Annotated in this window: 13 protein-coding genes and 1 tRNA gene; 4 read left to right on the top strand and 10 right to left on the bottom strand. The window is 71.0% G+C overall.

Features of this window, described 5'->3' with window-relative positions; translation table 11 throughout:
- Window positions 1-32 precede the first annotated feature (32 nt).
- On the top strand, window positions 33-959 hold the full coding sequence (locus RH864_RS03235) for a Ppx/GppA phosphatase family protein (protein ID WP_310516078.1): 927 nt from the start codon (window positions 33-35) through the stop codon (window positions 957-959).
- A 30-nt stretch (window positions 960-989) separates the two neighbouring features.
- On the opposite strand, the gene RH864_RS03230 is transcribed toward RH864_RS03235, so the two are convergent.
- Window positions 990-1208, bottom strand: a complete 219-nt coding sequence (locus tag RH864_RS03230; protein ID WP_310516077.1) for a YegP family protein — start codon at window positions 1206-1208, stop codon at window positions 990-992.
- A 218-nt stretch (window positions 1209-1426) separates the two neighbouring features.
- On the opposite strand from RH864_RS03230, the gene RH864_RS03225 reads away from it, so the two are divergent.
- Entirely contained in the window at window positions 1427-3772 is a 2346-nt protein-coding gene (locus RH864_RS03225; protein WP_310516076.1) for an arylsulfatase, read from the top strand.
- A gap of 15 nt (window positions 3773-3787) precedes the next feature.
- Here the strand turns inward: RH864_RS03225 and RH864_RS03220 are convergent.
- The 9 genes from RH864_RS03220 to RH864_RS03180 form a co-directional block, all read right to left on the bottom strand.
- Window positions 3788-3860, bottom strand: a tRNA-Leu gene (locus RH864_RS03220).
- 189 nt (window positions 3861-4049) lie between these two features.
- The gene (locus RH864_RS03215; RefSeq protein ID WP_310516075.1) at window positions 4050-5633 is read right to left on the bottom strand and encodes an NAD(P)/FAD-dependent oxidoreductase; all 1584 of its coding nucleotides are present in this window, start codon (window positions 5631-5633) and stop codon (window positions 4050-4052) included.
- 34 nt (window positions 5634-5667) lie between these two features.
- Window positions 5668-6936 carry a S8 family serine peptidase gene (locus RH864_RS03210; RefSeq protein ID WP_310516074.1) on the bottom strand — a complete coding sequence of 423 codons (1269 nt, stop codon included), beginning with the start codon at window positions 6934-6936 and terminating at the stop codon, window positions 5668-5670.
- Window positions 6933-7463: a DUF501 domain-containing protein gene (locus RH864_RS03205; RefSeq protein WP_310516073.1), complete on the bottom strand. Its 531-nt coding sequence runs from the start codon at window positions 7461-7463 to the stop codon at window positions 6933-6935. Before RH864_RS03205 ends, RH864_RS03210 begins: the two co-directional genes overlap by 4 nt.
- The gene (locus RH864_RS03200) at window positions 7460-8017 is read right to left on the bottom strand and encodes an FtsB family cell division protein (RefSeq protein WP_310516072.1); all 558 of its coding nucleotides are present in this window, start codon (window positions 8015-8017) and stop codon (window positions 7460-7462) included. Before RH864_RS03200 ends, RH864_RS03205 begins: the two co-directional genes overlap by 4 nt.
- An 81-nt stretch (window positions 8018-8098) precedes the next feature.
- On the bottom strand, window positions 8099-9379 hold the full coding sequence (eno, locus tag RH864_RS03195) for a phosphopyruvate hydratase (protein ID WP_310516071.1): 1281 nt from the start codon (window positions 9377-9379) through the stop codon (window positions 8099-8101).
- 379 nt (window positions 9380-9758) lie between these two features.
- Window positions 9759-10700 carry a hypothetical protein gene (locus RH864_RS03190; RefSeq protein WP_310516070.1) on the bottom strand — a complete coding sequence of 314 codons (942 nt, stop codon included), beginning with the start codon at window positions 10698-10700 and terminating at the stop codon, window positions 9759-9761.
- Between the two features lie 145 nt (window positions 10701-10845).
- Window positions 10846-12105, bottom strand: a complete 1260-nt coding sequence (hisS, locus tag RH864_RS03185) for a histidine--tRNA ligase (protein ID WP_310516069.1) — start codon at window positions 12103-12105, stop codon at window positions 10846-10848.
- Between the two features lie 79 nt (window positions 12106-12184).
- Window positions 12185-12898: a MazG family protein gene (locus tag RH864_RS03180; protein ID WP_310516068.1), complete on the bottom strand. Its 714-nt coding sequence runs from the start codon at window positions 12896-12898 to the stop codon at window positions 12185-12187.
- Window positions 12899-13034: 136 nt separating this feature from the next.
- On the opposite strand from RH864_RS03180, the gene RH864_RS03175 reads away from it, so the two are divergent.
- Window positions 13035-14288, top strand: coding sequence for a Na+/H+ antiporter NhaA (locus RH864_RS03175; RefSeq protein WP_310516067.1), 1254 nt, complete (start codon window positions 13035-13037; stop codon window positions 14286-14288).
- Window positions 14285-14650, top strand: coding sequence for a hypothetical protein (locus RH864_RS03170; protein WP_310516066.1), 366 nt, complete (start codon window positions 14285-14287; stop codon window positions 14648-14650). The genes RH864_RS03175 and RH864_RS03170 overlap by 4 nt, the downstream gene beginning before the upstream one ends.
- Window positions 14651-14832: the final 182 nt, after the last annotated feature.

Raw genomic sequence — 14832 nt, 5'->3', positions numbered from 1 at the left:
TCAGTATGCCCCACCTCCGCTACGCTCGCACCATGCGTCTCGGTGTCCTCGATGTCGGCTCGAACACCGTGCATCTCCTGATCGTCGACGCCCATCCGGGCGCACGGCCGATTCCGGCCGCCTCGCACAAGTCGGTGCTTCGGCTCATGCGGTACCTCGAACCCGACGGCTCGATCAGCGAGGCGGGGGTCGCCGCGATCCTCGCGGCGGTGACGGATGCGGCCAGGGTCGCCGCCGAGTCGGGCATCGACGAACTGCTCCCGTTCGCGACCTCCGCGATCCGGGAAGCCGCGAACGGCGAGGCCGTGCTGTCCCTCGTCGAGCACGAGACCGGCGTGCGACTCGAGGTGCTGAGCGGTGACGACGAGGCCAGGGTGACGTTCCTCGCGGTGCGCCGCTGGTACGGCTGGTCGGCCGGCCGCATGCTCCTGTTCGACATCGGCGGCGGTTCGCTCGAGGTCGCCCAGGGCGTCGACGAGGTCCCCGACCTGGCGCGCTCGCTGCCGCTCGGGGCCGGCAGATCCACGGTCGCCTTCCTGCCCGACGACCCGCCCACCGAGGATGAGGTCGCCAGCCTGCGCACGCATGCCGCTGCGGTGCTGCGAGACGCCGTGAGCGAGTTCCGGTCGCTCGACGCGCCCGATCACGTCGTCGGGTCGTCCAAGACGATCCGCTCGCTCGCCCGGCTCGCCGGATCGTCCACGAGCGGATTCGGGCCCGAGCAGCGCAGCACACTCACCCTGGCCGGACTCGACGACTGGACCCCGCGGCTGGCCCGGATTCCCGCCGACGCGCGGCCTGCGCTCCCGGGCATCACGGCCGATCGCACCTTCCAGATCGTCGCCGGCGCGGTCGTGCTCGCCGAGGCCATGCGGGCGTTCGGAGTCCGCCGGCTGGAGGTCTCGCCGTGGGCGCTCCGCGAGGGACTGATCCTGCGACGGCTCGACCGGCTCTCCTGAGGGCGCTGGGCCCGGTGCCCGCGGGCACGGTCACGTGCGGTCGACGAGCTCGGCGCCGGTGCTGCCGTTCCTGACGAGGTTGACGGCCGCCACCGCGTCGAATCGCGTCGCGTAGGCCTCGCTCGAAGCGAGCACCTTGCGATTGCCGAGCGAGACGATCTGCCAGCAATAGGTTCCGGAGTCACCGCGCTGCAGCTCGTACCGTACGTTCGCCAGCGATTGAGGCGCCTCGAGGCTTGACACAAACATATTCACCCCTTTCATTGCACTGTGTTAATATACACGACCTCCCGCATGATGCACCCGATGTGACGAGAGGTGACCCCGCGCAGTTCGGGCGGCGTGCTTGAGGCCCGGGTGCACCGGCCATATGATGCAACCGTTGCTGCGATCCGGGAGTCTTTCTCAGTTTCACGCTCCGGCACCGCACACGCCCGATCCACCTTCACCGCAGAAGGAGTGTCGCCATGACGGATGCCGCCCGGATCCCGGTGGTCGGTGAGCCGCTGCCCCCCGAGCGAACCCTGCCGTTCCCGCCGCCTGCTTCGGGCAGCGTCGCGGGCCGCACCATGCAGGAATCGACCTACAGTCCCCGCGCACCCGAACGGCACCTGCCCGCCGATGCGCCGAACGTGCTGATCATCCTGATCGACGACGCGGGCCCGGCCCTGCCGACCACGCTCGGCGGAGCGGTGCGCACGCCGACCCTCGACCGGGTGCGGGCCAACGGCATCGGCTACAACCGCTTCCACACGACCGCGATGTGCTCGCCGACCCGGGCGTCGCTCCTCACCGGACGGAATCACCATCGCGTCGGCAACGGCCAGATCGCCGAGCTCGCGAACGACTGGGACGGCTACTCGGGACATATCCCGAAGAGCAGCGCGACCATGGCCGAGGTGCTCCGTCAGTACGGGTATGCCACGGGTGCGTGGGGGAAGTGGCACAACACCCCGGCCGAGGAGACCACCGTCGCCGGCCCGTTCGACCGGTGGCCGACCGGGTACGGGTTCGAGTACTTCTACGGATTCCTCGCTGGCGAGGCCTCCCAGTACGAGCCCAATCTCGTGCGCAACACCACCTCGGTGCTGCCGCCGAAGACGCCCGAGGAGGGCTACCACCTCAGCGAGGACATCGCGGACGATGCGATGGCCTGGTTGCGGAACCACAAGGCCCTGAAGCCCGACCAGCCCTTCTTCATGTACTGGGCGACCGGGGCGCTGCACGGCCCGCACCACATCATGAAGGAGTGGGCCGACCGCTACGCGGGCGCCTTCGACGACGGCTGGGACGTGTACCGCGAGCGCGCCCACGAGGGCGCCAAGGCGGCCGGGTGGATCCCCGCCGACGCGGAGCTCACGCCCCGGCCCGACAGCCTCGCCGCGTGGGACGACATCCCCGAGCACCAGAAGCCGTTCCAGCGCCGCCTCATGGAGGTCGCCGCGGGCTTCGGCGAGCACGCCGACGTGCAGGCCGGGCGTCTCCTCGACGAGCTCGAGCGACTCGGCTACGGGGACGACACGATCATCGTCTACATCTGGGGCGACAACGGATCGTCGGGCGAGGGCCAGAACGGCACGATCAGCGAGCTGCTCGCGCAGAACATGATCCCGTCGACCGTCGACCAGCACATCGCCGCGCTCGAGGAGCTGGGCGGGCTCGACGACCTCGGCACGCCGGCCACCGACAACCAGTACCACGCCGCGTGGGCGTGGGCGGGATCGTCGCCGTACCAGGGCATGAAGCTGCTCGCGTCGCACCTCGGCGGCACGCGCAACCCGATGTTCGTGCAGTGGAACGGCCGCATCGAGCCCGACGCCGTGCCGAGGACCCAGTTCCACCACGTCGTCGACGTCGTCCCCACGATCTACGAGATCATCGGCATCTCCCACCCCGACTCCGTCAACGGCATCCCGCAGGACCCGATCGACGGCGTCAGCCTCGCCTACTCCATCGACGACCAGGACGCACCGGGCCGCCGTCGCACCCAGTACTTCGAGATCATGGGCAGCCGCGCCATCTACGCCGACGGCTGGATGGCGTCGGCGATCGGGCCACGCCTGCCCTGGGTGCCCGGCTCGCCACCCGGGATCCGCACCTGGACGCCCGACCAGGACCCGTGGGAGCTCTACGATCTCGAGCACGACTGGAGCCAGGCCCACGACCTCGCGGCGGAGCATCCGGAAAAGCTCGCCGAGCTGAAGGAGCTGTTCGCGATCGAGGCGGCCAGGAACGAGGCGCTGCCGATCGGCGGCGGACTCTGGGTGCCCGCACTCCACCCCGAAGACCGCATCGCGCCGCCGTACACCGAGTGGGAGCTGAGCGGCGACACCGTCCGCATCCCCGAGTTCTGCGCCCCCGCGCTCGGCAACCGCCCGAACACCGTCACCATGCAGCTGCACCTCGGCGACCACGCGAACGGCGTGCTCTACAAGCTGGGTGGCGCCGGCGGCGGGCTCACCTGCTTTCTCGCGGACGGCGTGCTCACCTACGAGTACAACCTGTTCCTCATCCAACGCACCACAATCGCCGCGACCGAGCCGATCGCGGCGGGCGACATCACGATCGAGGTCGACACGAGCTACGTCGAACCGCGACCAGGCGGGCCGCTTCGGGTGGTGCTCCGCGTCGACGGCACCGAGGTCGGTTCGGGCACCGTGCCCGTGAGCGCTCCCTTGCTGTTCTCGGCGAACGACTGCCTCGACATCGGCCGAGCCTACGGCGGCGCCGTGTCACGCCACTACGCCGACCGCATGCCGTTCCCATTCGACGGCCGCATCGATCGCGTGCACATCGCCTACCGGCAGCCCTGATCGGGCACGTGGGAGTGCTCCCGCTGGGATTCGAACCCAGACTGAAGCGAGTTTAAGTCGCCTGCCTCTGCCGTTGGGCTACGGGAGCGAGCGCTCGCCGTGACCGGCGGGCGTCGCCGCGCACCAGCCTACTGAACGGGGCCGGCGAGGCTGCCGAACGCCGCCCCACGCCACCCTCGCCCGGCCGCCACCCTCGCGGCCGCCACAGCGCGAACGCGGCGGACGTCGTGCTGACGTCCGCCGCGTTCGATCCGGAAACGGAATGTGAGCGTCGGGGTTACTTCGCCGCGACCGGCTCGGCGCCCGCCTCGGCGGCGGCCCCCGCCTCGGCGCTCGCGCGCTTCGCCTTGGGCGCGGCACCGGTCGCGCTCTTCGCGCGCGCCGGCTTCGCGGACTCGTCCTTCGCCGGCGCGGACTCGTCCTTCGCCGGGGCGGACTTCGCTGCGGGCTTCGCGGCTGCGCCCTTCGCGGCCGGGGCCTTCGCGGAAGCCGGCTTCGACTCGACGGCCTTGCCCGACGCGGGCGCGGCCTCGACGGCCGGGGGCTTCGGACGCGCCGCGAACGCCTCGAACTGGGCACGAGGCTGCTGCAGTGCCGACAGCGACACGATGTCGCGGCCGAGCCAGAAGTTGTTCCACCAGCCCCAGAAGACGCGGAACTTGCGCTCCCAGCTGGGCATCGCGAGACCGTGGTAGCCACGGTGCGCGAACCAGGCGAGCACACCCTTGATGGCGAGCTTGCCCGACTGGAACACGCCCGAGCCGATGCCGAGGCCGGCGACCGCGCCCAGGTTCTTGTGGAAGTACTCTTTCGGCTCTTCGCCGCGCAGCACCGCGACGATGTTCTTCGCCATGAGCTTGCCCTGCCGCACCGCGTGCTGCGCGTTCGGCACGCAGTAGCCGCCCACGCCGCCGCCCGTCAGGTCGGGCACGGCGGAGATGTCGCCGGCGGCCCACGCGTCGGCCACGATGTCGTCCTCGTCGCCGACCCGGAGGTCGGCGCGCGTCTTGATGCGGCCGCGCTCCTCGACGGGCAGGTCGCTCGTGCGCACGATGGCGGGGTTCGCCATGACGCCGGCGGTCCAGACGATGAGGTCGGTGTCGAAGCTCTCGCCGGTCGAGAGCTCGACGTGGCCGTCGACCGCGCTCGTGAGCTGCGTGTCGAGGTGGATCTCGGCGCCGCGCTCGGCGAGGTGCTTGATCACCCAGTGGCTGGTCTCGAGCGAGACCTCGGGCATGATGCGGCCCATCGCCTCGATGAGGTGGAAGTGCGTCTCCTCGAACGAGAGCTGCGGGTAGTACTTCAGCAGCGCGCTCGCGAACGAGCGGAGCTCGGCGAACACCTCGATGCCGGCGAACCCGCCGCCGACCACGACGAACGTGAGCAGGCGCTCACGCTCGGGCCCGGGGGGCAGCGACGCCGCCTTGTCGAAGTTCGTGAGCACGCGGTCGCGGATCGCGACGGCCTCTTCGATGGCCTTGAGGCCGATCGCGTTGTCGGCGATGCCCGGGATCGGGAACGTGCGCGACACGGCACCGCCGGTCACCACCACGATGTCGTACTCGAACTCGAAGGGCTCGCCCGCCTCGGGCGTGATGGTCGCCGTCTTAGAGGCGTGATCGATGCCGGTGACCTTGGCCGTGATCACGTTCGTCTTCTTCAGGTGGCGGCGCTGCGCGACGACCGCGTGCCGCGGCTCGATCGAGCCCGCCGCGACCTCGGGGAGGAACGGCTGGTACGTCATGTACGGCAACGGATCGACGACGGTGACCTCGGCTTCACCCGGGCGCAGCCATTTCTCAAGCTTCCACGCCGTGTAGAACCCGGCGTAGCCACCGCCGACGATCAAAATCTTGGGCACGGTGAATGGACTCCTTGAACTCAGTGAGGTGCGATCACGGTGCGCGCTCGCGCGCCGTCCGCTTGGTGTGCCGAGTGGCGCCGATGCCCAACAGCGCTGCTAGCGTACCAAATCCCGCGACGAGCGAGAGCGGCACGGTGATGTAGGCCAGCGTCCACGGGGTCGGCAGCAGGGTCTTCGCGCTGTCCGCGCCGGGCAGCACCGGATCGGCGATCGGCACGATCGCTTCGGCCTCGTCGGGCTCGGTCTCGGCCGGCTCGCCGTCGGCACGGCGGTGGACGCGGATCCAGTCCGCGAGGCTGCCGAGCGGGTTCGCCTCGACGGTCGGCACCTCGGCGGTGAGCGCCGCGACCGGGTCGATGATGCCGTAGCCGTAGAGCGGGCTCGGCACCGCCTGCCCGTTCGGGTTCGCGGTCGTGATGACCCGGTTGATGACGTTCGCCGCGTCGAGGTCGGGATACTTCGCCCGGACCAGGGCGACCAGCCCCGAGACGATCGGCGCCGCCGCGCTCGTGCCGCTCCACTGGATGTGGCTGCCGTCGGGCATGACGCCCACCAGGTCTTCGCTCGGCGCGGCGACCGCGATCGTGATGCCCTGCGAGCTCGCGTCGAAGCTCGCGGACTGGTCGCGGTCGACGCCCGCGACCGTGAGGACGCCGGGGATCGTCGCGGGCGCGCCGACCTCGGTCGTGCCGCTCCCCCGGTTGCCCGCGGCCGCGACCACCACGACGTCGTGCTCGAACGCGTACATGAAGGCGTCGTCCCAGATCTCGGGCCAGTCGCGGGTGTTGCGGGTGAGCGACATGTTGATGACCTCGGCGCCGTGGTCGACGGCCCAGATCACGGCATCGGCGATCTGCTGGTCGTTCGAGAGCGCGGCGCCGGTGTCTTCGCCGAAGGCGACCGACGCGGTCAGGATGGATGCCTCGGGGGCGACGCCGATCACGCCGCTCCCCGGCTCGGAGCCGCGCCCGGCGAGCAACGAGGCGACGAGCGTTCCGTGCTCCGAGTCATCGCCCACGGGCGTCTGCCCGTCGGGCGACCCGAGCCCCGAGACATCCGTGCCGTCGACGACCGCCGTGCGCAGCTCGGCGACGCTGCCGTTCACGCCCGTGTCGATCACCGCGACCTTCACGCCCGCTCCCCGTGAGGTGTTCCACGCCGTCGTGAAGCCGTACTCGGTGAGCCAATACTCGAGATCGCGCACGAGATCTGCGCGCGCGGGGGCCACCCCGAGCCCGAGCAGCGCGACGGTCGCGCCGACCGTCGCGAGCACGCGGAGCGCGGTGCGTCGTGAGGTCATGGCGAGGCCTCGGGCTCGACGCCGTAGTCGGGGCAGCGGCACACGTCGGGCGACCAGGCCGAGCGCTCGAGCGCGAGATCGCCGATCGGGTTCACTCCCGGCCCGGCGGCGAGCGCGTGCCCCGCGAGCGCGTGCAGGCACTTCACGCGCGTCGGCATGCCTCCGGCCGAGACACCTTCGATCTCGTCGACGACGCCGTACAGGCCGCGGTCGGCGAGGTACTCCTCGTGCGCCCGCGTGTACGCGGCGGCGATCACGGGGTCGGCGGCCAGCAGCTCGGTGCACTCGACCATGACCTGCGCGGCCTCGAGATAGCTCATCGCGGCCGTGGCCACGGGGTGCGTCAGGTAGTAGAACGTGGGGAACGGCGTGCCGTCGGACAGCCGGGGCTTCGTCGACACCACGGTCGGCGCGCCGCACACGCAGCGTGCCGCGATCCCGACGATGTCGCGGGCCGGGCGGCTCAGCTGCGCCGACACGATGCGGATGTCACGCTCCGCGACGGGTCCGAACGGCGGGCGGGTCATTCGCCCGCCCCCGTCGCGTCGTCGCCCACGGGCGCGTCGCCGGCCGGGGCATCGCCGGCCGGGGCGTCGCCGGCCGGAGCGTCGACCTCGGGGGCGGCATCCGACGCATCGGGTGCGAGCCCCGCGGCCATGACCGAGCCCAGCAGTGTGCGCATCCAGTCGCCCTTCGTCTCGGTCACCTCGGCGGAGACCTCTGCGCCGGTCTCGGCCTTCGCCGCCTCGGTGCGGTCATCGATGACGAGGTAGCTCACCTCGCCCGGAAGCACGTAGTACAGGCGGTCCCGCGCCTGCGTGATGATGTACGTCTGGTCGTTCCAGCGCTCACGCTGATCGCGCAGCTCCTGCACGCCCTCCTCCTGTGCGGACACCGCCGCGCGGAGCTCGGCGATCTGCCGCCGCTGCTCGGCGAACGAGGCGATCGTCGGCGCGAGCACGACGACGCCGAGCACGAGGACGCCCATCATGATGACGGAGAACCCGGACAGGCGCATGCTGCTGAGCCAGCCCGCACGCGAGGCGCGGACGCTCTTCGGCGGGCGGCGGTTCGCGACCATCGTTCGCGACTCCTCCCGCTCTCGGCCCGGGACGCGAAACGGGGGCGGCCGCCGGCCGCCCCCGCATCGAATCGTGACGTGCTACGCCGTGAAACGCGGGAATGCCGAACGGCCCGCGTACACCGCGGCGTCGCCGAGCTCTTCTTCGATCCTCAGAAGCTGATTGTACTTGGCGACGCGCTCGCTCCGGGCGGGCGCGCCAGTCTTGATCTGCCCGCAGTCGGTCGCGACGGCGAGGTCGGCGATCGTCGTGTCCTCGGTCTCGCCCGAACGGTGCGAGAGCACCGCGGTGTAGCCCGCGCGCTGCGCGAGCTTCACGGCGTCGAGCGTCTCGGTCAGCGTGCCGATCTGGTTGACCTTCACGAGGATCGAGTTGCCCGCGTGCCGCGCGATGCCGTCGGCGAGCCGCTTCGGGTTGGTGACGAACAGGTCGTCGCCGACGAGCTGGAGCTTCGCGCCGAGCGAGGAGGTGAGCTCGGCCCAGCCCTCCCAGTCGTCCTCAGCCAGCGGGTCTTCGATCGAGACCAGCGGGTACGCCTCGGCGAGCTCGGCGTAGTACGCGTTCATCTCGGCCGCCGTGCGGTCCTGGCCCTCGAACTTGTACACGCCGTTCTCGAAGAACTCGGTCGACGCGACGTCGAGACCGAGCGCGATGTCGGTGCCGAGCGTGAAACCGGCCGTGCCGATCGCCTCGGCGATGAGGTCCAGCGCGGCACGGTTGTTCGCGAGGTCGGGCGCGAAGCCGCCCTCGTCGCCGAGGCCGGTCGACAGACCCTTCGACTTCAGCAGGCTCTTCAGGGCGTGGTACGTCTCGACGCCCCAGCGCAGGCCCTCGGAGTAGGTCGGCGCGCCGACGGGCAGGACCATGAACTCCTGGATGTCGACGCCGGTGTCGGCGTGCGCGCCACCGTTGATGATGTTCATCATCGGCACCGGGAGCACGTGCGCGTTGGGGCCGCCGAGGTAGCGGAACAGCGGCAGGTCGGCCGACTCGGCCGCGGCCTTCGCGACGGCGAGGCTCACGCCGAGGATCGCGTTCGCGCCGAGGCGCTGCTTGTTGTCGGTGCCGTCGGCCTCGATGAGCGCGGCGTCGATGAGGCGCTGGTCGGAGGCGTCGAGGTCTTCGATGGCCGGGCCGAGCTCGTCGATGACCGCGTCGACGGCCTTCTGCACGCCCTTGCCCAGGTAGCGGTCGGCGTCGCCGTCGCGCAGCTCGTACGCCTCGAACGCGCCGGTCGAGGCGCCGGAGGGCACCGCGGCCCGCGACAGCGAACCGTCGTCGAGCAGAACCTCGACCTCGACGGTCGGGTTGCCGCGAGAATCGAGGATCTCGCGAGCGCCTACAGCTTCGATGAATGCCACAGTGAACTCCTCTGTGTTTTGGGCTGACTGGACGACGCCGTCGTAATCCGCCTGCCAGTCTATTGGGGCCGCGAGTGCACCAGATGGCCACGAGGCATCCGCTCGCCACCGGCCGCGCGCCTCCCGCCTCCCGCGCCTCCCGCCTCCCGCGCCTCCCGCACCCGCACCCGCACCCGCACACCAGTTCATCGAACGGTCGCGGGTGGCGGGTGTTTCGCAACCACACCCGCCACTCGCGCCCGTTCGCCGAGTTCGCGTGCCCGCACAGGGCCGTCGCCTCGATCTGAGGCTCGGTCGTTCACACCGTGCGATTCATCGAACGGTCGCGGGTGGCGGGTGTGGCTCAGCGCGACTCACCATCCGCGCCCGTTCGGCATGATCAGTGCTCGGCGAGGAGCCCCCGAACACGTGCGATCAGCCCCGACGGATCGATGTAGAGGTCATCGGCGGTGACCTCCACGACGCGCCAGCCCGCGAGCTCGAACGCGCGTCGCCGTCGCACGTCCGCCTGCCAGCGCCGACGGTCGGTGCGATGGTGGTCGCCCTGGTACTCGAGGACGAGCCGCGCGTGCGCGTACTTCAGATCCGGATGCAGCACCTCGCCACCGCCCACCTCTGTCGGATGGTTCGGCAGCGGTTCGGGCAAACCGAAGTCCTCGAGCAGCAGGCGCAGATGTGATTCGGGTCGTGACTCGGCTCCGGACCGGACGCGGGGCAGAGCGGTCGCCAGAGCTTTGGCACCTCGTCGCCGGCCCCACCGGCGCACGGCAACCACGAGTTCCTCGGGAGTCGCCAATGCGGGCTCGCGCACGACACCGCGTCGACTGCCGGTGATGATGGCGTCGCCGACGGCGATCAGATCGGTGATCGGGATCTGCGTCGCGAGCTGACACCAGACCACAGCCGGCCGGATGAGGGGAAGCCCGAGGTGGAAGGCGACCGGCAACGGGACCGCCGAGACGTGGCCGCGGACGCCCGCCGAGCGAGCGCGCGTGAATCCAGGTGCGGCAGTCACCTCGATCAGCTCCGGCGCACGCGTGGGTGCGGCATCGGCGCGGCGCACGCCCGCAGGCATCGGTACTCCGTACAGCAGGGCGGCCGTCGTGTGACTGAACGCCTCACCCGGACGCAGCAGTGGTTCGTACGATCGGCACCGGTCGAGGACGGCCTCGAGCTCGAGCCCGATCGAGCGCACCCCGACGAATGGGCGCTGGATGTCCTGGGCCCGAAGGCGGCTGCGGCTCGACCGATGGTGTTCCCGGTCTCGCACATGGAAGGACGATCCGTACAGGTGTGCAGGAAGCTCAGCGCGTCGAGTCATGCGGACACCGTGGCGTATGCCGCCCGAGGGCGTGATTCGTTCTCCACAGGTCCGTCAGGCCACCATCAGTCGAACGGGCGCAGATGGTGCGTGCACCGCGATGGCACCCGCCATCCGCGCCCGTCCGGGCCGGGGTCGGGCCGGTCTACGCGCCGAGCGGCTTGAACGTGAGGGAGTCGGCGTCGGTCGTGTCAGGGGTCACGGGTGCGAAGGCGTCGAAGCCGTCGGCGGTCACGCGGTCGAGCAGGGCGCGCAGGTTCTTCACGCGGCGTTCGAGACGCACGCGAGATCCGGATGCCACGAGCTCGCGCTTGAGCTCGAGCAGCCGCGCGGCGGGCACGTCGGCGTCGTGCACGAGCACGACCGCGCGCGGGCGCTCCTCGTCATTGCGCTCGAGCAGGTCGACGATGCGCTCGAACCCGATCGAGAACCCGCACGCGGGCACCTCACGGCCGAGGAACCGGCCGATCATGTGGTCGTACCGGCCGCCACCGCCCAGCGAATAGCCGAAGTCGGGGTGCGCGATCTCGAAGATCGTGCCCGTGTAATACCCCATGCCGCGGACGAGCGTCGGGTCGAACTCGATGGCCGCGCCCGGCAGCGCGTCGCGCAGCGCGAGCAGGTCCCGGTACGCGTCGGCGTCCAGCCAGGACGGCGCGTCACCCGCGTCGAGCAGGCTCCAGGATGCTCCGGCGAGCGCCTGCAGCTCCGCTGCGACGTCCGCGGTCGTGATGCCGAGCTCGCGCAGCTCGATCGCGACCCCGGACGCGCCGATCTTGTCGAGCTTGTCGATCGTGATGAGTGCGCGCTCCCGCTGCGTCTCGTCCACGCCCCATGAGGTGAGGATGCCGGCGAGGATGCGACGGTCGTTGATGCGGATCGTGCAACCGCCGAGCCCCAGCTCGTCGAGCGCGGCCGACGTCGCGGTGAGCAGCTCGAGCTCCGCCAGCGCGCCGGCCTCGCCGATGATGTCGATGTCGCACTGCACGAACTGGCGGTAGCGGCCCTTCTGCGGGCGCTCCGCGCGCCACACCGGCGCGATCTGGATCGCCCGGAACACCGGCGGCAGCGCTGCCTGGTGCGTGGCGTAGAACCGCGCGAGCGGCACCGTGAGGTCGTAGCGCAGGCCGAGGTCGGCGAGCGAGAGCGCGTCGCCGGTCTCGGCCGCTGCCGCGAGGTCGGCCTCGGACAGACCGCGTCTCATGACCGCGAACGCGAGCTTCTCGTTGTCGCCGCCGAGCCCGGCGTGCAGGCGGGACGCGTCCTCCATCACGGGCGTCTCGATCTCGTCGAACCCGTGCCCCGAGTAGACGCGGCGGATCACGCCGAGGGCGTGCTCGCGGCGGGCTTTCTCGGCGGGCAGGAAGTCGCGCATGCCGCGCGGTGGGGTGACGGAAGCGGCCATGCGCTCCATTCTTCCAGGCCGCGGGGGCGCCTTCCGTCAGACGCTCACCGCCCGCGACGGTGCCCGCGGGCGGCGCGCGCTACTCCGCCGAGTGGCCGGACTCGGCCTCGCGCACCCGGGCCTGGAAGTCCCTGAGCGCGCCGCGAAGCGCGCGTTCGGCGTCGAGGCCGCGCTCGCGCGCGGTCGCGACGATGGCGAACAGCTGCTCGCCGAGCTCGGCCTCGGTCGTGGCATCCGTCGCCGGTAGCCCGGATGTCTCGGGCGCGACGCCGGCCTTCGCCGCCTTGTCGAGGACCTTCTCGGCGAGCGCGAGCGCCGGCATGCCCTGCGGCACGCCGTCGAGCACGCTGGTGCGATGCGGCTTCTCGGTCGCCTTCAGGTCCTCCCAGAAGGCCACGACGTCGGCCGCGGTCGCGGCCTCGCGGTCGCCGAAGACGTGCGGATGCCTCGACACCATCTTGGCCGTCATGTGCCGCGCGACGTCGTCGATGTCGAAGTCCTCACCCGGGGTGTGCGCCGCGATGTCGGCGTGGAAGAGCACCTGGTAGAGCACGTCGCCGAGCTCCTCGATCATCTCGGCGCGGTCGCCGGACTCGATCGCGTCGATGAGCTCCCAGCACTCCTCGACGAGGTAGCGCACGAGGGACTCGTGGGTCTGCTCGGCGTCCCAGGGGCACCCGCCCGGCGCGCGCAGGCGCGCGACCATCGCGACGAGCTCCGACAGGCCTTCGCCGGGCTCGGCTTCCCGGCCGTCAACAGGCTCGGCCGGGGCATCCGTCGCGCGATCGGTCATGGCTGAAAGCCTACGTCGCAGTCTCGATAGACTGCCCGTGGTGTGCCGGGAAGTCTGGTCGGCCGGCGCGTTGCGCCGTCATCCGTCCGTCGTCCTCGGGCCCCACCCGCGCCGAGGCCACCGTGCAAGGAGTCAGATGCACGTCCTCCGTTCTGAGCGCGTCTCGGCCGCGCTCCTCCTGGCCGCCGCGGCGCTCGGGCTGCTGCTCGCGAACCTGCCCTTCGGCCCGGCGCTCATCGACACCAAACAGGCCCATCTCGACCTGCCCTGGCTCGGCATCGACCTCTCGATCGGGCACTGGATCAGCGACGGGCTGCTCGCGATCTTCTTCTTCATCGTCGCCGTGGAGCTCAAACGTGAGCTGGTGATCGGCGAGCTCAACTCGCTGTCGAAGGCGCTGCTCCCCGCGATCGCCGCGGTCGGGGGCGTCATCGTGCCCGCGCTGATCTTCCTCGGGTTCACGGCCGGCACGGCGACGGTCGACGGCTGGCCCATCCCGACCGCGACCGACATCGCGTTCGCCCTCGGCGTCCTCGCGATGTTCGGGAAGTTCATCCCGACCAGGGTGCGGATCTTCCTGCTCGCCCTGGCGGTGCTCGACGACCTCATCGCGATCCTCATCATCGCGTTCTTCTTCACGAGCGACGCGAACCTCGCCGCCATCGGCTTCGCAGGCCTCGCGATCGCCCTGTTCGGGGCGGTGAGCCGGCTGCTCCGGCCACGGTCGGCGTATGTGCTCGCGCGTCGGCGGCAGTGGCCGATCGCCGCGACGCTCTGGGTGCTCGGCATCCTCGCGTGGTACTTCGTGCTGCAGTCGGGCGTGCACGCGACGATCGCGGGCGTCGCGCTCGGCTTCGTCATGTCGAGGCGGCCCGGCGGTCGCGCGGCGCACACCCTCGAACCGTGGTCGAACGGCGTCGTCCTGCCATTGTTCGCCCTCTCCGCCGCGATGGTTCCCGTGCCGCAGGTGCGGCCGAGCGAGCTCGACCCCGCGTTCTGGGGCATCCTCGTGGGGCTGCCCGCGGGCAAGATCCTCGGCATCACGCTCGCGGGGGTGATCGGCGTGTGGATCGCGCGGATGCGGGCGGGACGCCCGGTGACCACCGCGCGATTCGGCGGATCCGGCATGCGATCCGAGCCTTCGCGACCACTCGCGATCGCCGATCTGGTGACCGTCGGTGCACTCGGCGGCGTCGGTTTCACGGTGTCGCTGCTCATGAACGAGCTGGCCTTCGTTGAGCTGCCGGAGGTCGCGAACGAGGGGACGCTCGCGGTGCTCATCGGTTCGGGCATCTCGATCGTCTTCGCGGCGATCCTCGTGAGCCTCCGATCGCGGCACTACCGCCGGGCCGGCGAGCGCGCCGGCCAGGGAGGAGCGTTCTCAAGATGATCAACGGCACCGACGGCCCCGATGGCCCCGACGAGCGCAGCGACGATCGCGCCGACAATCCCGACGATCGCGCCGACGATCCCGCGTCGCGACATCTCCGCGCCGAGCTCCGCGAGCGCCGCCACCGCGGGCTGCGGAAGGCGTGGCATCACATCGTGCTGCTCGCGGGCGAGGCGACGGGGCTCGGCGGCCCATCGGTGGCCGACCTCGTGGTCGTTCGTCGCGACGGCGACGCCCCCGTCATCCGCACGAGCGCCGGCTCGCTCGACGAGGCCGACATGCTGCTGCGGACGATCAACGCCGACCTCGAGCGCCTGAGCGTCGAGGACTTCCTCGCCGAATGGGTCCACCTCACGCCCTGACCGGGCCCCGCGCGCCGCCTCCCCCGCCTCCCCGCGTCGAACGGGCACATATGGCGGGTCCGATCGCGTCACACCCGCCATCTGCGACCGTTCGAGACTGGACGGGTCGCGCGCCACCGTTCATCGTGGTCCTATCGAACGGGCGCGGGTGGCGAGTTCGGTCGCGCACGACCCGCCATCTG

Origin of the sequence: Agromyces aerolatus, assembly GCF_031432255.1 — a bacterium.
GTDB lineage: Bacteria > Actinomycetota > Actinomycetes > Actinomycetales > Microbacteriaceae > Agromyces.
The sequence above is the reverse complement of the archived record's forward strand: the minus strand, read 5'-3'. Positions and strand labels throughout refer to the sequence as shown.